This is a genomic window from Citrobacter sp. CK181, assembly GCF_030333595.1.
Lineage (GTDB): Bacteria > Pseudomonadota > Gammaproteobacteria > Enterobacterales > Enterobacteriaceae > Citrobacter_B > Citrobacter_B koseri.
This window is the reverse complement of sequence record NZ_JAOWFN010000012.1, coordinates 300217-323288: the sequence shown is the minus strand read 5'-3', so window position 1 is coordinate 323288 and position 23072 is coordinate 300217. Positions and strand designations below refer to the sequence as shown.

Below are 23072 nucleotides of genomic sequence, written 5' to 3'. Positions count from 1 at the left end.
TGAGAAAAACAGGGAGATAACGTCCCTTTTATCAACGCATAATGTGTGTGTTCATCACGATTTGATGAAATAAGTTTACATAACTTGTCGTCTGCTGACATTTTTATGATCCAGGTCATGTACAACGCGACAAAAAGATATAATGATAATAATTATCATTTGTATTCTTTGGCGGTGTGCACGTGCGTAACTTCCGTAACTCTTTGTTGGTTACTCTCTTTGGCTTGTTTATAAGCATGAGTGTCTGGGCGTCGACGAATTATGCGCCTTTGATTGAAGATATCGAGCAACGTCTTGATAAAACAGCGGAACTTTATCAGCAACAGCATACCGACGAGGCGCGCCGCACGGTACAAATGGCCTATTTCGAGGTGTTCGAGAACCTGGAAGGGCCGATCCGCATCAACATTTCCGCGCGCAAAAGTTACGAGATGGAGAGCGCATTCGGCGAGATCCGTCGAATGATTGGCGAGAAAAAACCGCTCGCTGACGTTCAGGCGCGCATTGACTGGCTGAAAGCCGCACTGCGCGAAGTGGAACCGGTGCTGGATGGCGGACATCGTCTGGTGGCCGAAGAGCAGCACAACGCGCTGTCCAGGGACGACATTGCCGTTCACTGGCAGGAGAGTTTCAGGACGATCGACGATCTGCTGGCGCAGGCGGTCACTGAATATCAGGCCGGGAACTACAGCGTTGCCAGTCAGCACGTTCAACAGGCGCACTATCAGGGCTTTAAGAACTCTGAGATGGAGATGTCCCTCAGACAAAACCGTTCTGCAAAAGATGCCGCCGCCATTAACCAACAATTCTCATCCCTGATTGCGCTGACCGCGCAACCTGACCATCTCAACGATGTCTCTTATCAGGTCACTACGCTGCTACAGGATATCGAGGATATCTTACCCGGCTTGCCAACCACCCGTGACGATCAGCAGGTTGCCGCAGCGCAAAGCGCAGACAACATTCCGGCGGCGGACGAGGGAAATAACCGTACCGACTGGGCTGAGGTGACGACGGGAATTAACCAGAGCATTCAGGACGCGATAGCGCGCTATCAGGGCGGCGATGCGAAGAATGCGATTCTGGATATCCAGGATACCTACTTCGACCGCTTCGAAGCCAGCGGCATGGAAAACAAAATCGGCTCTCGCGATTCGGCATTTAAAACCACGCTGGAGGCGTATTTTACCCGCCTGGTCAGTCTGATGAAGGCCGGTCAGCCGGTTGAGCGCCTGAATGCGGAGGCCAGCGCGCTGGCGCAGGATCTGCAAAAAGCCGTGACGATGCTGGGCGAAGGCGAAGAAACCCAGTGGAGTCTGCTACTCTATAGTCTGATGATCATCGTGCGCGAGGGGCTGGAAGCGCTGCTGATTGTGGCGGCAATCGTGGCTTACATGGTGAAAAACAACCATCAGGATAAGCTGCCGCTTATTCGTCAGTCGGTAATTGTGGCGCTGATCGCCAGCGTCATCACCGCCGCTATCTTCCAGATGCTGTTTACTAACTCCGGCGCCAGCCGTGAACTGCTGGAAGGCATAACGATGCTGATTGCCGTTGTGATGCTGTTCTTTATGAGTTACTGGCTGCTGTCCAAAGTGGAAGCGCGCCACTGGAAAGCCTGGCTGGAAGGCAAGCTGTCTCATTCCCTGTCGCGAGGCTCCCTGGTCGGACTATGGCTGACCAGCTTCCTGGCGGTGTACCGCGAAGGGGCGGAAACGGTGCTGTTCTATTACGCTCTGATTGGCGATGCAAACACGGTATCCGGCCATATGGCGATTGGCGCCGGTTTTGTGATTGGCTGCGTGGTGCTGCTGCTCGCCTGGCTGGTGATGCGTTACTCAGTGGTGCGCCTGCCGCTGAAACCCTTCTTTATGTTTACCGGCAGTTTCATGTATCTGATGGCCTTCGTCTTTGCGGGCAAAGGCGTTCTGGAACTGGTGGAAGGCAAACTGTTCCAGCCTACGTTGATTAACGGCTTCCCTGAAATCAGCTGGCTGGGGATTTATCCCTACGTGGAAACGTTGTTACCGCAGGTCGTATTGCTGCTCGCGGCGCTGGTGGCGCTGTGGGTGATGCGGCGCAAAAGCGCGGTTCCCGGGGAGACGATAAAAAATAACCCATAATCGTTGTATAGCCGTTGTTTTAGACGAGAGGATACGTTTGATGACCATGAAGAAAACCCTGATTGCCAGCGCAGTGATGGCCGGCATTTTCACTGCGCCAGCCGCGTTTGCTTTTAAAGAGTACCCGGCAGGCGAGCCTGTCACCATGAATGAAATGGAGCTGGCGGCCGTTTACCTGCAACCGATTGATATGGAACCGCGCGGCATGGGCTTACCGGCAGCAAAAGCCGATGTTCACCTTGAAGCGGATATCCACGCTGTAGAAGGCAATAAAAACGGCTTTGGCGCAGGGGAATGGATCCCGTACCTGACCATCAGCTACACCCTAGTCAACAACGACACGGGCGAAAAACAGGAAGGCACCTTCATGCCGATGGTTGCCAGCGATGGCCCGCACTATGGCGCGAACATCAAAATGATGGGCGTGGGCAACTATAAAGTGACCTACCACATTGAACCGCCGTCAAAAGCCGGGATGCATCGCCATACTGACAGCGAAACAGGCGTAGGCCGCTGGTGGAAACCGTTTGATGTGAGCTACGAGTTTAAATATGTCGGTCTGAACTAAAACCGACTAACCAACGCGCCAGGAGGATTCCCCCTTCTGGCGCGTTGGTCAGACCGATCATATGCCCGTCGCTTAATTCAACCCGCCGTACAGAGTCGAAGTTATGAGTTACTTTTTCGTCACGACGCTACAGGTCTTTTTCTGCATTGCGCTTCTTTCCGGTGTTCTCTGGAGTCGAAACGATCCTCCCTCTTTACGTCCACTGACCTGGACGCTGCTGACCGGGCTGATTGCCGGCGTACTGGCGGGACTGTTTATTCACGGCAGCCAACCGGTACAACTGCTACTGGTTGGGGCGGAGGTCATGGTATCGCTGCTGTTTGTCCTCAGTTTCTGGTGGGCTTCAACGCGTATCCGCTATCTGTGGCAGGGGATTCTGATTTTCGGCGCTGCCCGCCATTGGGCGTTGGACCCTAATCTGGGCGGGCTGACCAGTACGCATGTGCTGAATACTGACCTGCTGTTAAACCTGACGGCCGTCGTTCTCGCTTTTGCGATCCTCTGTCTGGCGGGCGTACTCTGCGCGATGCTGCTGCGGCGTATTCGCGGCCTGTACTGGCCGTTAACGCTGATTCTGCTGGTGATGATCTGGCTGCCGCTGAGCGGCAACCTGCTGTTGTTGCTGATGAAATTACAGGTTGTTCCGCTGGGAAAATCACTGCTGAGCTTCGTGGCGAAAGTCACAAATAACACGGCGCTGTATAACTGGGCGGGAGCCGCGCTGCTGCTGGCCCTGGCGCTGTGCTGGCTTCCTGCGCTGTTGCGGGCTTTTCGACAGACGCGGGAAACCGAAGAACCGATCGCTCACCGTCTGGCGCTGGCGCAGCGTCGCAACGCTTTGCGGCTGTGGCTGGTCACAATCGGCTGCGCGGTGGTCGTTATCGCGGGCCAGCTGTGGTGGGATAAAGTGGCCTCGCAGCCGCCGCAACTCTCTGAAGCCGTGCCCGTAACGCTGGGGAGCGATGGCATGGTGCGCCTGCCGGTCGAACAGCTTCGTGACGGTAAACTGCATCGTTTCGTCTGGGTGGCGGACGATGGCAAAGCGGTGCGCTTCTTCGTGATTAACCGCTATCCCGACAAGCTGCGTTTTGGCGTGGTGTTCGACGCCTGCCTGCTGTGCGGCGATCAGGGTTATGTCATGGAGGGCAATCAGGTCATCTGCGTCGCCTGCGGAGTGCATATTTTTATTCCGTCTATCGGCAAGGCCGGTGGCTGTAACCCGGTGCCGATTGAAAACTGGCACAATGATGAAAAAGAGCTGGTGATCCCCGGTAAAGAACTGGCGACAGGGGTGAACTACTTCTCGACGGTCATGACCATTAAAGTGACCGATCCGGTCGATGGTTCAACGTTGACCAATACCTCAGCCGATTACAAATACAGCTATGGCGGCAAGACCTGGTTCTTCTCGTCAGAGGCTAACTATGAACGCTTCCGTGAAACGCCGGAGCAGTTTGTTCCTGCCGACATGAGGGAGGAATAATCATGCTGTGGCGGATGTTACGACAATCCTGGGGGCGCAATTTACGCCGCAAAGTGCTGGCGATAATCACCGTTTTTCTGGCCTCCAGCCTGATCTCGGCGCTGCTGGCGGTGTCCATTGATATCGGCGACAAAATGTCCAGAGAGCTGAAGTCTTATGGCGCGAACATTTTGATAGAACCCGCCGGACAGGCTGCGCTGCCCGCGCTGTTTAGTGAGAGCAGTAATCCGCTTTCCGGTCAGGATTTTCTTGATGAAGCCGAACTGCCGAACATCAAAGATATCTTCTGGCGAAACAACATTGTCGGGTTTGCGCCGATGCTCGGCGGCGAAGCCAGCGTGGAGGGAGAACCGGTGCGGATTCTGGGCACCTTCTTCAGTCAGTCAGTGGATATTCCTGATGAAGAGGGATATGAGACGGGGCAGAAAACGGTCAGCCCTTACTGGCAGGTGACCGGCGACTGGCCGCAGGAACCCGCAGGCGCAGAGCCGCAGACCTTAGTCGGGCACGCGCTGGCGCGGCAAATGGGCTGGAAACCCGGTGATAAGCTGACATTACGTACCGAAGGCGAAGCGGTGCAGGTTACCGTCAGCGGTATCCTCTCCAGCGGCGGCGATGAAGATAACCAACTGGTGATGCCGCTAAGTACGGTACAGCACCTGCTGGGGTTACCCGGAAAAGTGCAGGCGATTCGCGTCTCGGCGCTGACGGTGCCGGAAAACGAGCTGTCCCGCCGCGCGCGGGAAAACCTGGACGCGCTCAATGCCGAAGAGTACGACCTCTGGTATTGCACGGCCTATGTGTCGTCGATCGCGCATCAGCTGGAAGAGGCGATTTCCGGCGCGGAAGTGCGCCCGGTATGGCAGGTCGCGGCGTCCGAAGGGGTGGTGATCGATAAAATTCAGCTGCTGATGGCGGTCGTTACCGTCGCGGCGCTGGCGGCTTCCTCAATGGGGATCGCCTCGCTGATGACCAGCACCATTATGGAACGCGCCAAAGAGATCGGTTTGATGAAGGCGCTGGGTGCGCGACAGTGGCAAATCATGCTGCTGTTCTACCTGGAAGCGGCGTCCAGCGGGCTGGCTGGCGGCGCGCTGGGATGTATTGCCGGGTGGGGGCTGGCGAAAGCGATTGGCGTCATGCTCTTCGACGCGCCGCTTAATTTTGCCTGGATTGTGGTGCCGTGCGTACTGGTGATTGCGGTACTGATTGCGTTGATCGGCACCTGGTTCCCGGCCCGGCGGATCGCCCGACTGTATCCTGTGGAGGTGCTGTATGGTCGCTAAACGTACCATGCTCTGGCTGCTGGTGTGGCGGGCGCTGCGTCTGCGTTTTCAACGGGTCAGCGTGGTGTTTGCCGCGCTGATGGTGGGGGCGACCATCGTGACGGCGCTTTCTGCCGTCTGGTTCGACATTAACACCAAAATGAGCGAAGAACTGCGCACCTTCGGCGCGAATTTTTACATCGGGCCGGGGCACGGTTCCAGTATGCCGCAGCAGGAGTTGCAGAGCATTCTCGATCAGGCGCCGCAGGGGCTGGTGCATGGCGCCAGTCCGTGGTTGTACGGCATGGCGCGCACCGAGCTGGAAAAAGTGGTGATGGTTGGCGTGTGGTTTGAGTCGCTACAAAAACTGGTGCCGTACTGGCAGGTCACCGGTAGCTGGATTGGCGTTAGTTTTGACGACCGTAATGCAATGATCGGCGTCAAACTGGCGGAGCGCCTTAACGTGCAGCCGGGCGACAGCATCACGCTGGTGGATCACAATCAGCGTAAGAATTTGCAGATTAAAGGCATTGTGGAGTCTGGCGATGCGACGGACAACATGCTGATCGTCAGCCTCGACGTGGCGCAGGCCTGGCTGCATCAGCCGGGCAAAATCAGCCACGGTTTGCTGAGCGTCAGTAATGACGTCGGCCAGGTGGAGAACTACGCCAGCCGGTTGCAGGCGCAGTATCCTGACCTGGAGATTCGTCCGGTGCGTAAGGTCTCTGCTTCCGAAGGGCAGGTGCTGGATAAAATTAAAGGTCTGATGGGGCTGGTCTCGATCGTGATTCTGGCGCTCTCTTCGCTGTGTGTGAATACCACGCTGATGGCGATTGTTGGCGAGCGGGCGCGCGAGTTTGCGCTGCAAAAAGCGCTTGGTTCCAGCAACGGCGATATTGTGCGGCAAATTCTGCTGGAAACCAGCATCATCGCGCTGGCGGCGGTGGCGTGCGGCTGGGTGCTGGGATATTTGCTGGCGCAACTGTTGGGATTAACGGTGTTTAATGCCGCCATTTCGCTGCGTCTGCCGGTATTGCCCATAACTCTGGTGTTGTCTTTACTGGTCGCCATTCTGGCGGCGATTGTTCCGGTGCGACGCGCGGTAAGCGTCGAGCCTGCTAAAGTGCTGAAAGGAGAGTAGCGCCATGTCCGTTACGCATATCCCTCAGGTGGCGATCGAAACCCGCCACTTATACAAACGGTTCGGTGACGTTACCGCCCTGGATGACATTAATCTGCGCATTGCGCAGGGTGAATTTGTCGCCATTATGGGCGCTTCTGGTTCTGGTAAAACCACGCTGATGAATATTCTGACGTGCCTTGATACGGCGACGGAAGGGCAGGTGTTTCTTGACGGCACCGATGCCGCCGCGCTGGATGAAGAGGGGCGCCGTCGCTTTCGCGCCGAGAAAATCGGCCTGGTATTTCAGCAGTTCCATTTGATCCCGTTCTTAACTGCGCTGGAAAACATCATGCTCGCCCAGCATTACCACAGCGTGGTGGATGAAGCGGCGGCGAGGAGGGTGCTGGAGCAGGTAGGGCTAGGGCATCGTGTGACGCACCTGCCGAGCCAGCTTTCCGGTGGTGAGCAGCAGCGTGTGTGTATCGCCCGGGCGCTGGTCAACGAACCGCCGGTTATTTTCGCGGATGAACCGACGGGCAACCTGGATGAAGAGAATGAGCAGCGGGTGCTGGATCTGCTCACCGATCTGCATCGTCAGGGGCGCACGATTGTGATGGTGACGCACAACCCTGCGCTTGGGCAGTTTGCCGATCGTATTCTGCGGCTGCAACACGGTAAATATCTGGGTGAGGAGGCCAATCAACATGCGCTGGCATAATGTGCTGCTACTCGCGGCGGCGATCCTGATAAGCGGGTGTAAAGAAGAAAAGCTGGCGGTCGGGGCACCGGCCCCGACGCTGGCGGCGTTTGATCTGCAAGGCCAGGAGTCAGGCCTTGAACGCTGGCAAGGAAAGGCGGTGTACCTGAATTTTTGGTCTGCGGGATGCGGGGGGTGTCTGGCGGAAATGGACACGCTGGAAGCGCTGAGCAAAAAATGGGGCGATAAAGTGGTGGTTGTGGCGGTCAATACCGACCCTGAAACGGTCAGGATTAACGATCTGCTGGCAAAGCATCAGATAACCTATCCGGTGGTGCGCGATCAGCTCAACATTACCCAGGAACGTTATCAGGTGATCGGCACGCCGACCTCCGTACTGATTGACCCCGAAGGACGCGTTCTGGAGCTACACCAGGGTATGCGTAAGCCGCCTGAGTTAGAGGCCACGTTTGCGCGCCTGGCGACGCGATGAACGACGCGTACGGAGAGATACCCAATGGCATTTATCTGGAACGACGAAAGCCTTGCGATTCTGCGGGAAAACGCGGGCATCCTCACGACAGAGCAGATAGCGCAACTGCTTCACACTAATATTACCGCCGTGCGGAATATGGCCTATCGGCTGAAACTGAGCCTTCGGGTGACGGCGTATAATCACCGACGCATAGCGCAGGTTCAGGCGCTTTATGCCTCTGAGACGTTGAGTCTCAAAGAGATCGCGGCGAAAACGGGGCTGACGGCCAGTACCGTGCAATATATCGTGTACGTGAAATCAAAAAATAAGCCCTACGCCACCACGGAATATGTCTCTTTTGAAACGGAGAACGCCGTTCATTACCGCGTGCAAAAAGAATTTGTCGATACGGAGCGTTCCCTGCTGGACAACATCTCTGATAACACGCGATTTCGTGAACTGTATCTGACGGACGGCACTTTTTATTGCGCCCGCAATATTAAGTATGAGGTTTTTATCTCGGAATAACCGGAACATGCTGACCTGCCGGTTATCTTCTGGAATCTCCCGTTTTGCGAAACCGTTCCCGGAAAAATGTCATATTTCTGTCACACTCTATGAGGATTGATAACAACAAGAGGTTGTAGGGATGAAAAAATCGATACTCGCCGCCGCTGTGGCAGGGGCTGTTTTATTGTCGTCCGCCGCGCAAGCGCAGACAACGCCGGAAGGTTATCAACTGCAACAAGTGTTGATGATGAGCCGACACAACTTGCGCGCGCCGTTGGCCAATAATGGCAGCGTGCTGGAGCAGTCCACGCCGAATCAGTGGCCGGAGTGGGATGTGCCCGGCGGGCAGCTCACCACGAAAGGCGGTGTGCTGGAAATTTATATGGGCCACTACATGCGAGAATGGCTGGCGGAGCAGGGGATGGTCACGTCAGGCGAATGCCCGACGCCGGACACGGTATATACCTATGCCAACAGTCTGCAACGCACCGTCGCGACGGCACAATTCTTTATCACCGGCGCTTTCCCTGGGTGCGATATTCCGGTACATCATCAGGAAAAAATGGGCACGATGGACCCAACGTTTAATCCGGTGATCACCGATGACTCTGCGGCGTTTAGTCAGAAAGCGGTGCAGGCGATGGAAAAAGAGCGCAGCCAGATGCAGCTTGACGACAGCTATCAACTGCTGGCGCAGATGACGGACTACAAAGATTCACCGTCCTGCAAAGAAAAACAGCAGTGTTCGCTGACCGAAGCCAAAGACGCCTTTAGCGCGAAGTATCAGGAGGAGCCTGGCGTTTCGGGGCCGCTGAAAGTCGGCAACTCGCTGGTGGATGCGTTTACGCTGCAATACTACGAAGGCTTCCCGATGGATCAGGTCGCCTGGGGCGAGATTAAATCCGATCAGCAGTGGAAAGTTCTGTCAAAGCTGAAGAACGGGTATCAGGACAGCCTGTTTACCTCGGGTGAAGTGGCGCGCAACGTCGCCAAACCGTTGGTCAAATATATTGATAAAGCGCTGGTGACTGACCGTAGCAGCGCGCCGAAAATTACCGTTCTGGTGGGGCATGACTCGAATATTGCTTCGCTGCTGACGGCGCTGGATTTCAAACCTTACCAGCTGCACGATCAGTACGAACGCACCCCGATTGGCGGCAAGATTGTGTTCCAGCGCTGGCATGACAGCAAAGGCAATCGCGACCTGATGAAAATCGAATATGTGTATCAGAGCTCGCAGCAGTTGCGTAACGCGGACGTCCTGACGCTGAAATCACCGGCGCAGCGCGTCACGCTGGAACTGGCGGGATGCCCGATAGACGCAAACGGCTTCTGTCCTCTTGATAAGTTCGATAACGTGTTGAACAGCGCGGCAAAATAGCAGAGGTTCTCCCCCGCGCAGGCGGGGGAGAAAAGGTCAGACATTTTTACGTTCGATGGTTTGTTCGCCCCAAAATAGCGAATCTTTATCCGTCTTCTCAAAGGCTTTAAGCAACACTTCGTCGCTGCCTTCCTCCCAAATTTTTTCAGCCAGTTTCTCGTCATACTTCGCGACTTCAAAAATGGCTTCGGCTATTTCTGGTGATGTATTACGCAGACTTGCCCATTCGCCGACGTGATGAGCCTTCGCTTCTTGAGTTGGCATTCGAATCCTCCTGTTGAAGATTAGCCGTTGAGTTTTACTGCCAGACCTGCAACATATTCACCCTGATAGCGAGCGATAGAAAGTTCTTCCTGGCTTGGCTGGCGTGAACCATCGCCCCCGGCAATTGTGGTGGCGCCGTATGGCGTACCGCCGCGAACCTGCGAGACGTCAAACAGTTCCTGCGCGGCGTAACCGATAGGGACAATCACCATGCCGTGGTGAGCCAGCGTGGTCCAGGTTGAGGTAATGGTTTGTTCCTGACCGCCGCCGGTGCCTGTCGAGCTGAATACGCTGGCGAGTTTTCCATACAGCGCGCCGGATGCCCACAAACCGCCCGTCTGGTCCAGGAAGGTGCGCATCTGGCCTGACATATTGCCAAAGCGCGTCGGCGTACCAAAAATGATGGCGTCGTAATCAGGCAGTTCCTGTGGGGTTGCGACTGGTGCGTTTTGTGTTTTACCTCCGGCCTTTGCGAAGATTTCAGGCTGCATCGTTTCCGGTACGCGTTTGATAATGACTTCTGCGCCGTCCACTTTGTTTGCCCCTTCCGCCACCGCATGCGCCATAGTTTCGATGTGTCCGTACATGGAATAATAAAGCACCAGAATTTTTGCCATTTTGCACTACTCCTCGAGTTAACCGTGTCCGTAGCGATTCGCTACCTCTATTTAAAGATATGACGTCCTGGAGAGAGTGCAAATATCACAACCATTTCTTTGATTTATAACAAGATTTATCAGCGTCGTTTTTGTTGCAAAATGATACATTTTTCGCCGTTCGGATTTCTTTAACCATAAGAGAGGCTTATTGATTTCCTGGGGGGATTATTCCTGTCCCCCTGACGAACCTGTTGCAGAATATTACGATTTACTGGTCAGCCGGGGTAACTTCGCTAAGCTTAGTTCCGCGTGGCAATAATTGTGGCGTCTGCCATATGCCGCGTGAGGAGATCTTCCTCAACACCGATGCAATATGATGTCTAATCTATGACGGAGGTCAGTAATGGCAAACCATCGGGGCGGTTCCGGTAATTTTGCGGAAGACCGCGAAAGAGCATCAGAAGCAGGTCGTAAAGGTGGCCAGCACAGCGGGGGCAACTTTAAGAATGACCCGCAGCGTGCATCAGAAGCAGGCAAAAAAGGGGGCAAAAGCAGTCACGGTAACCGTAACAGCTAGCCTGTAAGTTAACGCCATAATGTTTAGCGCATACCGCTGGTAAACGTTATGATGCCACCGCCGCCGGTTCCTCCGGCGGTTTTTTTGTCCGTAAGATTGAAGTGTCGCCGCAGGCGACGCAAACTAAGCGTCCTGACGTTCAAAAAGAAAAAAGCGCCGTTGCCACGGTATCCTGGCGGCAATAAAACAAGGAGAGGGCGCATGGTTCAACGCGCAGAGAAAAAAACAGGTAAACGTTCACAGGCCGTCAGCGCCAAGCGCCAGGCGATTTTAACCGCTGCATTAAACACGTTTTCCCAGTACGGTATTCATGGTTCACGTCTGGAGCAGGTGGCTGAGCAGGCGGGAGTGTCCAAAACCAATTTGCTCTATTATTACCCGTCGAAAGAGGCGCTTTATGTCGCCGTACTGCGGCAAATCCTTGATATCTGGCTGGCGCCGTTAAAGGCTTTTCGCGAGGATTTCGCGCCGCTGGTAGCGATCAAAGAGTACATTCGTCTTAAACTGGAGGTCTCCCGTGATTATCCGCAGGCTTCCCGGCTTTTTTGCATGGAGATGCTGGCGGGCGCGCCGTTGCTGATGGAAGAACTGACCGGGGATTTGAAGGCGCTGATTGACGAAAAATCGGCATTGATTGCCGGATGGGTAAACAGTGGAAAACTGGCGCCCGTCGATCCGCATCACCTGATCTTTATGATTTGGGCTTCAACGCAGCATTACGCCGATTTTGCGCCTCAGGTCGAAGCGGTAACGGGCGCAACGCTGCGTGATGAAGCCTTTTTCAATCAAACGGTCGAAAGCGTACAGCGGATGATTATTGAAGGCATTCGCGTACGTTAACCGGCAGGCGGCAACGGACAGCTCAAATCACCTTCCTCACATTGCAGCAGCGAAGCTAAAAACGCTTCGCGTTCGTCCGTTTTGTCCGTCATGCACTGGCTGGCGATCATCGGCTGTATACTGCCGCCTTCCGTGCCGGAACTGACCAGCGCACAGTCGGCGTCCCGCAGGGCAATCCAGGCGATTTGCGCTTTTTTCAGCAAGTCACGCTGCGGCGGTTCGGCGCGTTTTAGCGCATTCTGGTACGTCTCATTGAGTTTTTTATCGGCGGTTTGAAATTGCGCGGCGGCGCAGGTGTTCATCTCCATTTGCGTGCTGGCGTTGGCGCAGTCATCGGCCAGTGCCGGAGCGCTGAGTAGCAGCGCAGCGCATGTGAATATAATTCGCTTCATACTTCCCTCTGGCTCTAAAACATTGCCGGATGGCGGCTTTGCCTGATCCGGCCTACAAATGTGTTTTGTAGGCCCGGTGAGCCGTAGCGCCACCGGGCATTTTCCAAAGCCTTAATTAACCACAGCCTTAACCAATTGTCATCAGGCTGGCGTTACCACCTGCCGCAGCGGTGTTAACGCTGAGCGAGCGTTCGATATACAGACGCTCCAGCAGGATATTGGTTTCACCACGGGCAAAGCCCTGTACCGACACGATCGCGCCGTCACGGGCGGCTACCGCCTCGCACAGCGCCCGTAGCTGATCGGAATCGCCGTGGAAGATCACCGCATCGAACGGCTGCGAAGTCAGCGTGTCCGCTTTCGCAAACTGAATACGTTCACAAACCGCAGCAGGCAGGCGCTTCGCCAGTTCGCGATGGAAGGCATCGTCCGGCCACAAAATCAGACTCCCGACCGCTGTCACGGCGGCGACCTGCACCAGAGCGTCCTGCTCGTCATCAGCCAGACACAATACGCGTTCACGCGGCAGTAACGTCCAGGTATTGCGCTCACCGGTAGGGCCAGGCAGCAAACGCTGGGTTCCGGCCTGCGCCAGCTCGCTAAACTGCTGACAGAGCGTATGCAAAGCCGGGCGATCCGCCGCCCACCCGGTCAGCGCGTCAAGCGGCTGAGTCAGTGCGGCTTTAAGCTGGGCATCTACCGGGTAGTCCGCATCCTGACGGGCAAGCGTAATGCCCAGCGCGTTTTCCGGGCGATTTGCCAACAGACGGTAGAGATAGAGCGGACCGCCCGCTTTCGGCCCGGTGCCGGACAAGCCTTCGCCGCCGAATGGCTGGACGCCCACGACCGCGCCGACCATATTACGGTTGACGTACAGGTTGCCTGCGTGCGCTGAACCGGTGACCTGCGCAATGGTCTCGTCAATTCGGGTATGTACGCCCAGCGTCAGACCGTAGCCGGAGGCGTTGATCTGCGCAATCAGTTCGGGAAGGTGGTTGCGTGTGTAACGCACCACATGCAGCACCGGCCCGAAGATCTCTTTTTGCAGCTCATCAAAACTTTCCAGCTCAATCAGCGTTGGCGGAACAAAGGTGCCGGTTTGCCATTCGCGCGCATCATCGCTGTTCTCACGTACGGCCTGGAATACCGGACGACCTTTCGTACGCATCGCCTGAATATGGCGCTCGATATTGGTTTTGGCTTCGTTATCGATAACCGGGCCAATGTCGGTGGTCAGACGGCCCGGATTACCCATGCGGCATTCCGCCATTGCCCCGCGCAGCATTTTCAGGGTGTGGTCGGCGATATCATCCTGCAAGCACAGTATGCGCAGCGCCGAGCAGCGCTGCCCGGCACTGTCAAACGCAGATGCCAGCACATCCACAACCACCTGTTCGGTAAGGGCGGAGGAGTCCACGATCATGGCGTTCATCCCGCCGGTTTCCGCAATCAGCGGAATCGGGCGACCCTGCGCATCCAGACGGGTGGCGATGTTACGCTGCAATAAGCTGGCGACTTCGGTCGAGCCGGTAAACATCACGCCGCGTACGCGCTCATCGGAGGTTAACTGCGCCCCAACGGTTTCCCCCTGGCCGGGCAGCAACTGCACTACGCCCGGCGGAACACCGGCTTCCAGTAAGATGGCGATGCCCTGGGCGGCAATCAGCGGCGTTTGTTCCGCCGGTTTCGCCAGGACGCTGTTGCCCGCCGCCAGCGCAGCGGCAATTTGTCCGGTGAAGATGGCCAGCGGGAAGTTCCACGGGCTGATACAGACGACCGGGCCTAAAGGACGATGCGTTTCGTTATCAAAGTCATCGCGTACCTGCCCGGCGTAGTAGTGGAGGAAATCCACCGCTTCGCGTACTTCTGCAATGGCATTACTGAAGGTTTTCCCGGCTTCGCGTACCAGAATGCCAATCAGCTGCTGCATTTGGCCTTCCATTAATACTGCCGCGCGTTGCAGGATGGCGGCGCGTTCCTGCGGTGGCGTGGCGAACCAGATAGGGGCGTTGTTAACCGCGTTTTGCAGCGCTTGTTCAACGTCCGCAGCGCTGGCTTCGCGCACGTAGCCGACGATGTCTTTCGGCTCTGCCGGGTTGATCACCGGCGTCATCTCTCCGTCAGCGACCGGCTGTTCCAGCATCGGTTTGGCCTGCCATTTTTGCAGCGCATTGTTCAACAGGGCGGAGGAGAGGGAAGCCAGACGGTGTTCGTTCGCCAGATCCAACCCGCCGGAGTTTTCCCGGCCTTGTCCGTAGAGGTCGCGAGGCAGCGGGATTTTCGGATGCGGTAAGCCGGTTTGCCCTTCTTGCTGCGCCAGTTTTTCCACGGCTTCCACCGGGTCAGCGACCAGTTCATCCAGCGGCAGCGTGGCGTCGGCAATACGGTTAACGAAGGAGGTGTTGGCGCCGTTTTCCAGCAGGCGGCGCACCAGATATGCCAGCAGCGTTTCATGTGTGCCGACCGGGGCATAAATACGACACGGACGGTTGAGTTTGCCATCCGCCACTTTACCGGTGACCTGCTCGTACAGCGGTTCGCCCATGCCGTGCAGACACTGGAATTCATACTGGCCCGGATAGTAGTTCTGCCCCGCCAGTTGATAAATCGCCGCCAGAGTATGGGCGTTATGGGTCGCAAACTGCGGGTAAATCAGATTCGGTACGGCGAGCAGTTTTTTCGCGCAGGCCAGATAAGACACGTCGGTATAGACCTTGCGGGTGTAAACCGGGTATCCCTCCAGTCCGTCCATTTGGGCGCGTTTGATTTCACTGTCCCAGTATGCGCCTTTCACCAGGCGGATCATCAGGCGGCGACGGCTGCGCGTGGCGAGATCAATCAGATAATCAATCACAAACGGGCAGCGTTTCTGATAAGCCTGAATCACGAAACCGATGCCGTTCCAGCCAGCCAGTTCCGGCTCAAAACAAAGTTTTTCCAGCAGGTCGAGGGAGATTTCCAGACGGTCGGCTTCTTCGGCGTCGATGTTGATGCCGATATCGTACTGACGCGCCAGCAGCGTCAGGGATTTCAGGCGCGGATACAGCTCCTCCATCACGCGGTCATACTGCGCGCGGCTGTAGCGTGGGTGCAGGGCGGAAAGCTTGATGGAGATCCCCGGTCCTTCATAAATTCCGCGTCCGTTAGACGCTTTGCCAATGGCGTGAATAGCCTGCTGATACGAGACCATATAAGCCTGCGCATCGGCAGCGGTCAGCGCCGCTTCGCCTAACATATCGTAGGAGTAGCGAAAGCCCTTGTCTTCCAGCTTACGCGCATTTGCCAGCGCTTCGGCGATGGTTTCGCCGGTGACGAACTGCTCGCCCATCAGGCGCATTGCCATGTCCACGCCTTTGCGGATCAGCGGCTCGCCGCTCTTACCGATAATCCGGTTCAGCGAGCGAGAGAGACTGGCTTCGTTATGGGTAGAGACCAGCTTGCCGGTAAACAACAGACCCCAGGTGGCGGCATTAACAAACAGCGACGGGCTGCGGCCAATATGCGACTGCCAGTTGCCGTTGCTGATTTTGTCGCGGATGAGCGCGTCACGCGTCGCTTTATCCGGGATACGCAGCAGCGCTTCCGCAAGGCACATCAGCGCGACGCCTTCCTGCGAGGAGAGGGAGAACTCCTGCAACAGCCCCTGCACCATCCCGGCGCGGCCGCTGGCCGTTTTCTGGTTACGCAGTTTCTCCGCCAGTTGATAGGCCAGCTTGTGGGCCTGTTCGGCCACCGGTTGCGGCAGACGCGCCTGCTCCATTAACATCGGCACCGCATCGGTTTCGGCGCGACGGTAAGCTGCGGTAATCGCGGCGCGGGAGACCGACTGAGGCAGGATCTGCTCGGCAAACTCAAGGAAAGGCTGGTGGTTTTCTTCCTGCTGTGCGGTTGACTCATCGCCTTCATTGGCGGCGCCAGCCAGCAGGGCGGGCAACTCCGGTAACGCCTCGTCGCTTTCCAGTTTTTCCAGATAATTAAAGATTGCCTGTTTGATCAGCCAGTGTGGGGTGCGATCAATTCGTGTTGCTGCTGTTTTAATACGCTCGCGCGTCGCGTCGTCCAGCTTAACCCCCATCGTGGTGGTTCCCATGCCGTCTACTCCTGTTGTTCTGATATGTGCTGCTGATAGTTATCGAGAAATATCCACCATGTTGCAACTTTGTGCAACCTCGTTAAATGTGACCTGCCTTGCAAGCTTAAAAATGAATGAAATGTTAAAAGAAGAGACGCTTCTGGATGGGATAAAAACAATAACCAAATCTTTTTCTCTGCGGCAGTTAACACTTTTGAAAGGTGCAACCTTAAAAAATGTGAGAGAGTGCAACCTGGAGAAAAATAGTATCCCACCCGAATAAAATTTGATGTAAATGATGTGTTAAATCGATTGTGAATGACCACCGCTTCCGGCAGGATACGGTCGCCCTGGTAAACATAAACACCATTGCCACGTTCCGGCAGGGTATAAAACGGCAGCTTTTATTATTGTCGGCACATAAAATCTGGAGACTTTTGATGGCTATTAGCACACCGATGTTGGTGACGTTTTGTGTCTATATCTTTGGCATGATATTGATAGGGTTTATTGCATGGCGTTCGACCAAAAACTTTGATGACTATATTCTCGGCGGCCGCAGCCTTGGGCCGTTTGTGACGGCATTATCCGCTGGCGCATCTGATATGAGCGGCTGGCTGCTGATGGGTCTGCCGGGGGCGATTTTCCTGTCGGGGATTTCTGAAAGCTGGATCGCGATTGGTCTGACGTTAGGGGCATGGATTAACTGGAAACTGGTGGCGGGACGTTTACGCGTCCACACTGAATTCAATGATAACGCCCTGACTCTGCCGGATTATTTTACCGGGCGTTTTGAAGATAAAAGTCGCGTTCTGCGCATTATCTCTGCCCTGGTTATCCTGCTGTTTTTCACCATTTATTGCGCATCGGGGATTGTGGCAGGGGCGCGTCTGTTTGAAAGCACCTTTGGCATGAGCTATGAAACCGCGCTGTGGGCGGGAGCGGCAGCCACCATTATCTACACCTTTATTGGCGGCTTTCTGGCCGTGAGCTGGACCGACACCGTCCAGGCCAGCCTGATGATTTTCGCCCTGATTCTGACGCCTGTTATGGTGATCATCAGCGTTGGCGGTTTTGGTGACTCCCTGGAAGTGATTAAACAAAAGAGTATTGAGAATGTGGATATGCTCAAGGGACTGAACTTTGTCGCCATTATCTCCCTGATGGGCTGGGGGCTGGGCTACTTTGGTCAACCGCATATTCTGGCGCGCTTTATGGCGGCGGATTCTCACCACAGCATCGTGCACGCGCGTCGCATCAGTATGAGCTGGATGATCCTGTGTCTGGCGGGGGCGGTGGCTGTCGGCTTCTTCGGTATTGCTTACTTTAACAATAACCCGGCACTGGCCGGAGCGGTGAACCAGAACTCGGAGCGCGTGTTCATTGAACTGGCGCAAATCCTGTTCAACCCGTGGATTGCCGGTATTCTGCTGTCCGCTATTCTCGCGGCGGTGATGTCGACGTTAAGCTGCCAGCTGCTGGTGTGCTCCAGCGCGATTACCGAAGATTTGTACAAAGCCTTCTTGCGTAAAGGCGCGAGCCAGAAAGAGCTGGTATGGGTAGGGCGCATTATGGTGCTGGTGGTTGCGCTGGTGTCTATCGCGCTGGCTGCTAACCCTGAAAACCGCGTGCTCGGTCTGGTGAGCTATGCGTGGGCGGGCTTCGGCGCGGCGTTTGGCCCGGTCGTGCTGTTCTCGGTGATGTGGTCGCGTATGACCCGTAACGGCGCGCTGGCCGGAATGGTTATCGGGGCGCTGACGGTTATTGTCTGGAAGCAGTTTGGCTGGCTGGATCTGTACGAAATCATCCCTGGCTTCATCTTCGGCAGCATCGGGATTGTGGTCTTTAGCCTGCTGGGCAAAGCGCCGTCGTCAGCTATGCAAGAACGTTTTGCGAAAGCGGATGCGTATTACCACTCCGCACCGCCGTCGCGTTTACAGGCAGAGTAATCTGACCGCTGCCCGTTTACTTTCATCGCCCGCCATGCGCGGGCTTTTTATTCAGAATTGTGGCGTGTTTCTCTGTATGTCGATGAATGAAAGTATTAATTTTTACTATGAGCGTTCGGGTGAAATAATTTTGTAATATCTCTGTAAGAGACTATTGCCAGTGCAAAGGGGAACTTTAGTTAATGCATGGTAAATATGTTGTTGCATTAATGATAAATTATGTTGTACTAATACGTAATAGCGGTAGTTCCCGGCAGTGATGACACTTTTCACTATGGAGATCGCGAATGGTAAGGTCCTGTACTGGACACGTTTTTCACAGTAACAGCAATAACTTATGCGGATGCCTCTCCTCCGGTAGCCCTGTCGTCACCGCTAAATTCCTCTCACTTCCTCTTTTTATCCCTGTTACTGACGCCGTATTCGGTGCGCGTAGCCGTGTAGGGCGTCTTTTCAAAAAGCAAGCAATGGCTTACAAGGAAGCCAACCCTCAGATGTTTGTGCGCATAATCGTGCCGCCAACGGCGCGTGTGATGTATACCAACAACTCAAGGTGCTATCCATGGGAAGACAAAAAGCAGTGATCAAAGCTCGTCGTGAAGCAAAACGTGTGCTGAGACGGGATTCGCGTAGCCACAAACAACGTGAAGAAGAATCGGTCACCTCGCTTGTGCAGATGAGCGGCGTAGAAGCGATAGGCATGGCGCGTGATAGCCGTGACGCCACACCAATCGTAGCGCGAAATGAGGCTCAGGAGCACTACCTGAATGCTATCGAGAGTAAACAACTGATCTTCGCCACTGGCGAAGCCGGGTGTGGAAAAACCTGGATCAGTGCGGCAAAAGCAGCAGAGGCCCTGATACATAAAGATGTAGACAGGATTATTGTTACCCGTCCGGTTTTGCAGGCCGATGAAGATCTCGGCTTCTTACCAGGCGATATATCCGAGAAGTTCGCGCCTTATTTCCGGCCCGTCTATGACGTGCTGGTGAAACGCCTGGGCGCGTCTTTTATGCAATACTGCCTGCGGCCTGAGATTGGTAAGGTGGAAATCGCGCCGTTCGCCTATATGCGCGGACGTACATTTGAAAATGCAGTCGTCATTCTTGACGAGGCTCAGAATGTGACTGCTGCGCAAATGAAGATGTTCTTAACGCGCCTCGGGGAGAACGTGACGGTTATCGTAAATGGCGACATTACCCAGTGCGATTTACCGGCTCATGTTCAATCGGGGTTAAGTGATGCGTTAGCTCGCTTTGAAGAAGATGAGATGATAGGTATTGTCCGTTTCCATAAAGACGACTGCGTGCGTTCGGCATTGTGCCAACGAACCCTTCATGCCTACAACTGAAGCGTCGTCAGATCTCATAGCCCGGGAAACCGGGCTTTGTTTTTTGTAGGCCGGATAAGGCGCTTGCGCTGCCATCCGGCGATGTGCAGGCGCCCGGTGGCGCTAACGCTTACCGGTCCTGGGGTGTCCTTGTAGGCCGGATAAGGCGCTTGCGCCGCCATCCGGCGATGTGCGAGCGCCCGGTGGCGCTAACGCTTACCGGTCCTGGGATGTTTTTGTAGGCCGGATAAGGCGCTTGCGCTGCCATCCGGCGATGTGCGAGCGCCCGGTGGCGCTAACGCTTACCGGTCCTGGGGTGTTCTTGTAGGCCGGATAAGGCGCTTGCGCCGCCATCCGGCGATGTGCGGGTGCCCGATGGTGTTAACGCATATCGGTCCTGGGATGTTTTTGTAGGCCGGATAAGGCGCTTGCGCTGCCATCCGGCGATGTGCGAGCGCCCGGTGGCGCTAACGCTTACCGGGCCTACGGTGTTCTTGTCAGCCGGATAGCGCGTGTAATAGGCGAAAAAAAATCCCGTACTTTTGTACGCGCTCTTTTTCTGAATATGGCGGTGAGGGGGGGATTGACTCGCTTCGCTCGCCCTGCGGGCAGCCCGCTCTCTGCGTTCGCGGTCTGTCCAACTGGCTGCCGCCAGTTGTCGAACCCCGGTCGTGGGTTCTCATCCCCCCACAGCGCGTGCAACATGCAAAAAAAAGCCCGTACTTTCGTACGAGCTCTTTCTTGAATATGGCGGTGAGGGGGGGATTCGAACCCCCGATACGTTGCCGTATACACACTTTCCAGGCGTGCTCCTTCAGCCACTCGGACACCTCACCATATTGTCGTTCCAGTGTTGCTGGAACGGGCGCTAATTTAGGGAAATACGCCCCCGGCGTCAATCACCTTTTCTAAAAAATCGTGCAATTACACAAACTTCAATCAACATGCAGTTTAAATAAGCGGAAACTGCTTTTTTTGCCAGCATCTCTAAATTTGTTATGCTGATGATCCCTATGAAAATGATGATAATAAGTGCGAGTAAATTCCGCACAACAACACTCAGGAGTCAACATGGAGATAATGTTCTATCACCCGACCTTCGATACGGACTGGTGGCTTAACGCTTTGGCAAAGGCGATTCCCGGCGCGAATATTCGTGAATGGAAACCCGGTGATAACGAACCTGCGGATTATGCGCTCGTGTGGCATCCGCCGGTGGAGATGCTCGAAGGACGGAAGCTAAAAGCCGTATTTGCGCTTGGCGCAGGTGTGGATTCCATTCTGAGTAAGCTCAAAGCGCACCCGGAAATGCTGGATGCCTCTATCCCGCTGTTCCGCCTGGAAGATACCGGCATGGGCCTGCAAATGCAGGAGTATGCCGTGAGCCAGGTGCTGCATTGGTTCCGCCGTTTCGATGATTATCAGGCGCTGAAAAACCAGTCAACATGGCAGCCGCTGCCGGAATATGATCGCGATGAGTTCACCGTCGGTATTATGGGGGCAGGGGTGCTGGGCGCCAAAGTCGCTGAAGCGCTCCAGGCATGGGGATTCCCGCTTCGCTGCTGGAGCCGTAGCCGTAAATCCTGGCCTGGCGTAGAGAGTTTTGCGGGAGCTGAGGAGTTAGGCGCATTCCTGAATCAAACAAGGGTGCTGATCAACCTGCTGCCAAATACGGCGGAGACGGTGGGCATTATTAATTCCGGCTTGCTCAATCAGTTACGGGATGGCGCTTACCTGCTTAACCTGGCGCGTGGCGTGCATGTTAATGAGGACGATCTGCTTGCCGCGTTGAATAGCGAAAAACTCAAAGGGGCGATGCTGGATGTTTTCAGCCGCGAGCCGTTGCCAAAAGAGAGTCCGCTCTGGCAACACCCTCGCGTGGCGATGACGCCGCACATTGCCGCCGTCACCCGCCCGGCGGAAGCCGTGGACTATATTTCGCGCACCATTACGCATCTGGAACGCGGCGAATCCGTGACGGGTCAGGTCGATCGCGTTCGCGGCTACTGATGACAACCCGGTTAGCGCCGGGTTTCGACTAATAAATGGCGACGATACCTGCTATCCTTGTCGGAAAACGACTACAGGAGTGAGTTATGTATCCCGTTGACTTGCATATGCATACCGTCGCCAGCACCCACGCATACAGTACCTTGCACGATTATATTGCCGAAGCGAAACGCAAAGGTATTAAGCTCTTTGCCATTACCGATCACGGCCCGGATATGGCCGATGCTCCGCATCACTGGCACTTTATCAACATGCGTATCTGGCCGCGTCTGGTTGACGGGGTGGGCATTCTTCGCGGTATTGAAGCCAACATCAAGAATATCGATGGCGAGATTGACTGCACGGGCCCGATGCTGAACTCGCTGGATGTGATTATCGCCGGTTTCCATGAACCGGTTTTCGCGCCGCACGATAAAGAGACCAATACCCAGGCGATGATTGCCGCGATGGCCAGCGGAAATGTGCATATTATCAGCCATCCGGGCAACCCAAAGTATCCTGTCGATATCACCGCGATTGCGCAGGCGGCGGCTAAATACCAGGTGGCGCTGGAAATCAATAACTCGTCATTCCTGCATTCGCGCAAAGGCAGTGAAGATAATTGCCGCGCGGTGGCCGCGGCCGTGCGTGACGCTGGCGGATGGGTAGCGTTAGGGTCAGATTCCCATACTGCGTTTACACTCGGTGAATTTGCCGAATGCCGGAAGATCCTGGATGAAGTGGATTTCCCGGAAGAACGCGTTTTAAACGTTTCGCCAGGACGCTTACTGAGATTTCTGGAATCGCGCGGTATGGCGCCGATCCCGGAGTTTGCTGAACTTTAATTGCTGATAACTGGAATATATCAATGAATGAGTTTTCTATCCTGTGTCGTGTGCTGGGATCGCTGTATTACCGCCAACCGCAGGACCCTCTGCTGGTTCCTCTGTTTACGCTGATCCGCGAGGGTAAATTGTCGGCAAGCTGGCCGTTGGAGCAGGATGAGCTTCTGGCGCGGTTGCAGAAAAGTTGCGACATGACCCAACTGGCGGCGGACTACAATGCGCTGTTTGTCGGCGACGAGTGCGCCGTGTCGCCTTATCGCAGCGCTTGGGTGGAAGGGGCGAAGGAGTCCGATGTTCGCGCGTTTCTTTCCGCTCGCGGTATGCCGTTGGCGGATACCCCTGCCGACCATATCGGTACGCTGCTGCTGGCCGCCTCCTGGCTGGAGGATCAGTCTGCTGAAGATGAGAGCGAAGCGCTGGAAACGCTGTTTATTGAATACCTGCTTCCCTGGTGCGGTACTTTCCTTGGCAAAGTGGAAGCCCATGCCGCGACGCCATTCTGGCGTACGATGGCGCCGTTGACGCGCGATGCGATCGGCGCAATGTGGGATGAGTTACAGGAAGGCGCTGAAGAGTAAATGTGATCATGG

21 protein-coding genes and 1 tRNA gene are annotated in these 23072 nt (G+C 55.3%); 17 read left to right on the top strand and 5 right to left on the bottom strand.

Going from position 1 to position 23072, the window contains the following annotated elements; translation table 11 throughout:
* Positions 1-236: 236 nt before the first annotated feature.
* The 9 genes from OGW17_RS10920 (at position 237) to agp (ending at position 9625) form a co-directional block, all read left to right on the top strand.
* On the top strand, positions 237-2123 hold the full coding sequence (locus tag OGW17_RS10920) for an FTR1 family iron permease (RefSeq protein ID WP_012132915.1): 1887 nt from the start codon (positions 237-239) through the stop codon (positions 2121-2123).
* Positions 2124-2163: 40 nt separating this feature from the next.
* Complete coding sequence (locus OGW17_RS10915) at positions 2164-2691, top strand: iron transporter (RefSeq protein WP_071258255.1); 528 nt, start codon at positions 2164-2166, stop codon at positions 2689-2691.
* Positions 2692-2794: 103 nt separating this feature from the next.
* Positions 2795-4174, top strand: a complete 1380-nt coding sequence (locus OGW17_RS10910) for a Fe-S-containing protein (RefSeq protein ID WP_000119836.1) — start codon at positions 2795-2797, stop codon at positions 4172-4174.
* Between the two features lie 2 nt (positions 4175-4176).
* Positions 4177-5460 carry an ABC transporter permease gene (locus tag OGW17_RS10905; RefSeq protein WP_071258253.1) on the top strand — a complete coding sequence of 428 codons (1284 nt, stop codon included), beginning with the start codon at positions 4177-4179 and terminating at the stop codon, positions 5458-5460.
* Positions 5450-6580, top strand: a complete 1131-nt coding sequence (locus OGW17_RS10900) for an ABC transporter permease (protein WP_071258251.1) — start codon at positions 5450-5452, stop codon at positions 6578-6580. Before OGW17_RS10905 ends, OGW17_RS10900 begins: the two co-directional genes overlap by 11 nt.
* Before the next feature lie 4 nt (positions 6581-6584).
* Entirely contained in the window at positions 6585-7280 is a 696-nt protein-coding gene (locus OGW17_RS10895; RefSeq protein WP_071258250.1) for an ABC transporter ATP-binding protein, read from the top strand.
* Positions 7267-7752 (top strand): TlpA family protein disulfide reductase, encoded by a 486-nt coding sequence (locus OGW17_RS10890; protein ID WP_071258248.1) that lies wholly within the window; start codon positions 7267-7269, stop codon positions 7750-7752. The genes OGW17_RS10895 and OGW17_RS10890 overlap by 14 nt, the downstream gene beginning before the upstream one ends.
* Positions 7753-7776: 24 nt before the next feature.
* Positions 7777-8262 (top strand): hypothetical protein, encoded by a 486-nt coding sequence (locus OGW17_RS10885; protein ID WP_000874189.1) that lies wholly within the window; start codon positions 7777-7779, stop codon positions 8260-8262.
* Positions 8263-8383: 121 nt separating this feature from the next.
* Complete coding sequence (agp, locus tag OGW17_RS10880) at positions 8384-9625, top strand: bifunctional glucose-1-phosphatase/inositol phosphatase (protein ID WP_114647418.1); 1242 nt, start codon at positions 8384-8386, stop codon at positions 9623-9625.
* A gap of 36 nt (positions 9626-9661) precedes the next feature.
* On the opposite strand, the gene OGW17_RS10875 is transcribed toward agp, so the two are convergent.
* Complete coding sequence (locus OGW17_RS10875) at positions 9662-9889, bottom strand: YccJ family protein (RefSeq protein ID WP_047457633.1); 228 nt, start codon at positions 9887-9889, stop codon at positions 9662-9664.
* 20 nt (positions 9890-9909) lie between these two features.
* Positions 9910-10506 (bottom strand): NAD(P)H:quinone oxidoreductase, encoded by a 597-nt coding sequence (gene wrbA / locus OGW17_RS10870; RefSeq protein WP_047457630.1) that lies wholly within the window; start codon positions 10504-10506, stop codon positions 9910-9912.
* A gap of 385 nt (positions 10507-10891) precedes the next feature.
* Here wrbA and OGW17_RS10865 point away from each other — a divergent pair, with 385 nt between their 5' ends.
* Together OGW17_RS10865 and rutR are read left to right on the top strand one after the other, a co-directional pair.
* The gene (locus tag OGW17_RS10865) at positions 10892-11065 is read left to right on the top strand and encodes a con-10 family general stress protein (RefSeq protein WP_012132907.1); all 174 of its coding nucleotides are present in this window, start codon (positions 10892-10894) and stop codon (positions 11063-11065) included.
* A 201-nt stretch (positions 11066-11266) separates the two neighbouring features.
* The gene (gene rutR / locus OGW17_RS10860; RefSeq protein WP_012132906.1) at positions 11267-11905 is read left to right on the top strand and encodes an HTH-type transcriptional regulator RutR; all 639 of its coding nucleotides are present in this window, start codon (positions 11267-11269) and stop codon (positions 11903-11905) included.
* On the opposite strand, the gene OGW17_RS10855 is transcribed toward rutR, so the two are convergent.
* Together OGW17_RS10855 and putA are read right to left on the bottom strand one after the other, a co-directional pair.
* On the bottom strand, positions 11902-12297 hold the full coding sequence (locus OGW17_RS10855; RefSeq protein WP_071258246.1) for a lysozyme inhibitor LprI family protein: 396 nt from the start codon (positions 12295-12297) through the stop codon (positions 11902-11904). The two genes, rutR and OGW17_RS10855, sit on opposite strands and share 4 nt — an antisense overlap.
* 127 nt (positions 12298-12424) lie before the next feature.
* Entirely contained in the window at positions 12425-16387 is a 3963-nt protein-coding gene (putA, locus tag OGW17_RS10850; RefSeq protein ID WP_058668989.1) for a trifunctional transcriptional regulator/proline dehydrogenase/L-glutamate gamma-semialdehyde dehydrogenase, read from the bottom strand.
* Here putA and OGW17_RS10845 point away from each other — a divergent pair.
* From OGW17_RS10845 to phoH, 3 genes are all read left to right on the top strand, one after another.
* Complete coding sequence (locus tag OGW17_RS10845) at positions 16386-16652, top strand: hypothetical protein (RefSeq protein ID WP_123907508.1); 267 nt, start codon at positions 16386-16388, stop codon at positions 16650-16652. The genes putA and OGW17_RS10845 overlap by 2 nt on opposite strands.
* A gap of 157 nt (positions 16653-16809) precedes the next feature.
* Positions 16810-18318, top strand: a complete 1509-nt coding sequence (putP, locus tag OGW17_RS10840; RefSeq protein WP_024130454.1) for a sodium/proline symporter PutP — start codon at positions 16810-16812, stop codon at positions 18316-18318.
* A gap of 562 nt (positions 18319-18880) precedes the next feature.
* Positions 18881-19669 carry a phosphate starvation-inducible protein PhoH gene (phoH, locus tag OGW17_RS10835; protein ID WP_012132901.1) on the top strand — a complete coding sequence of 263 codons (789 nt, stop codon included), beginning with the start codon at positions 18881-18883 and terminating at the stop codon, positions 19667-19669.
* Positions 19670-20396: 727 nt separating this feature from the next.
* Here phoH and OGW17_RS10830 read toward each other — a convergent pair.
* A tRNA-Ser gene (locus OGW17_RS10830) sits at positions 20397-20484 on the bottom strand.
* 235 nt (positions 20485-20719) lie between these two features.
* Between OGW17_RS10830 and ghrA the strand changes: the two genes are divergently transcribed.
* The 3 genes from ghrA (at position 20720) to OGW17_RS10815 (ending at position 23060) form a co-directional block, all read left to right on the top strand.
* A complete protein-coding gene (ghrA, locus tag OGW17_RS10825) occupies positions 20720-21658 on the top strand; it encodes a glyoxylate/hydroxypyruvate reductase GhrA (protein WP_071258245.1) in 939 nt (312 codons plus the stop codon).
* Positions 21659-21744: 86 nt separating this feature from the next.
* Positions 21745-22482, top strand: a complete 738-nt coding sequence (locus OGW17_RS10820; RefSeq protein WP_012132897.1) for a phosphatase — start codon at positions 21745-21747, stop codon at positions 22480-22482.
* A 23-nt stretch (positions 22483-22505) separates the two neighbouring features.
* A complete protein-coding gene (locus OGW17_RS10815; protein ID WP_012132896.1) occupies positions 22506-23060 on the top strand; it encodes a TorD/DmsD family molecular chaperone in 555 nt (184 codons plus the stop codon).
* The last annotated feature ends 12 nt before the right edge of the window (positions 23061-23072 follow it).

Bases quoted from the DNA above. Each gene is read 5' to 3' on its own strand.
- putP (WP_024130454.1), top strand. From the start codon at position 16,810: ATGGCTATTAGCACACCGATGTTGGTGACGTTTTGTGTCTATATCTTT.
- OGW17_RS10845 (WP_123907508.1), top strand. From the start codon at position 16,386: ATGCCGTCTACTCCTGTTGTTCTGATATGTGCTGCTGATAGTTATCGA.
- phoH (WP_012132901.1), top strand. From the start codon at position 18,881: ATGGGAAGACAAAAAGCAGTGATCAAAGCTCGTCGTGAAGCAAAACGT.
- OGW17_RS10885 (WP_000874189.1), top strand. From the start codon at position 7,777: ATGGCATTTATCTGGAACGACGAAAGCCTTGCGATTCTGCGGGAAAAC.
- rutR (WP_012132906.1), top strand. From the start codon at position 11,267: ATGGTTCAACGCGCAGAGAAAAAAACAGGTAAACGTTCACAGGCCGTC.
- OGW17_RS10915 (WP_071258255.1), top strand. From the start codon at position 2,164: ATGACCATGAAGAAAACCCTGATTGCCAGCGCAGTGATGGCCGGCATT.
- OGW17_RS10900 (WP_071258251.1), top strand. From the start codon at position 5,450: ATGGTCGCTAAACGTACCATGCTCTGGCTGCTGGTGTGGCGGGCGCTG.
- OGW17_RS10815 (WP_012132896.1), top strand. From the start codon at position 22,506: ATGAATGAGTTTTCTATCCTGTGTCGTGTGCTGGGATCGCTGTATTAC.
- OGW17_RS10865 (WP_012132907.1), top strand. From the start codon at position 10,892: ATGGCAAACCATCGGGGCGGTTCCGGTAATTTTGCGGAAGACCGCGAA.
- OGW17_RS10905 (WP_071258253.1), top strand. From the start codon at position 4,177: ATGCTGTGGCGGATGTTACGACAATCCTGGGGGCGCAATTTACGCCGC.
- OGW17_RS10855 (WP_071258246.1), bottom strand. From the start codon at position 12,297: ATGAAGCGAATTATATTCACATGCGCTGCGCTGCTACTCAGCGCTCCG.
- OGW17_RS10910 (WP_000119836.1), top strand. From the start codon at position 2,795: ATGAGTTACTTTTTCGTCACGACGCTACAGGTCTTTTTCTGCATTGCG.
- agp (WP_114647418.1), top strand. From the start codon at position 8,384: ATGAAAAAATCGATACTCGCCGCCGCTGTGGCAGGGGCTGTTTTATTG.
- ghrA (WP_071258245.1), top strand. From the start codon at position 20,720: ATGGAGATAATGTTCTATCACCCGACCTTCGATACGGACTGGTGGCTT.
- OGW17_RS10875 (WP_047457633.1), bottom strand. From the start codon at position 9,889: ATGCCAACTCAAGAAGCGAAGGCTCATCACGTCGGCGAATGGGCAAGT.
- OGW17_RS10890 (WP_071258248.1), top strand. From the start codon at position 7,267: ATGCGCTGGCATAATGTGCTGCTACTCGCGGCGGCGATCCTGATAAGC.
- putA (WP_058668989.1), bottom strand. From the start codon at position 16,387: ATGGGAACCACCACGATGGGGGTTAAGCTGGACGACGCGACGCGCGAG.
- OGW17_RS10820 (WP_012132897.1), top strand. From the start codon at position 21,745: ATGTATCCCGTTGACTTGCATATGCATACCGTCGCCAGCACCCACGCA.
- OGW17_RS10895 (WP_071258250.1), top strand. From the start codon at position 6,585: ATGTCCGTTACGCATATCCCTCAGGTGGCGATCGAAACCCGCCACTTA.
- OGW17_RS10920 (WP_012132915.1), top strand. From the start codon at position 237: ATGAGTGTCTGGGCGTCGACGAATTATGCGCCTTTGATTGAAGATATC.
- wrbA (WP_047457630.1), bottom strand. From the start codon at position 10,506: ATGGCAAAAATTCTGGTGCTTTATTATTCCATGTACGGACACATCGAA.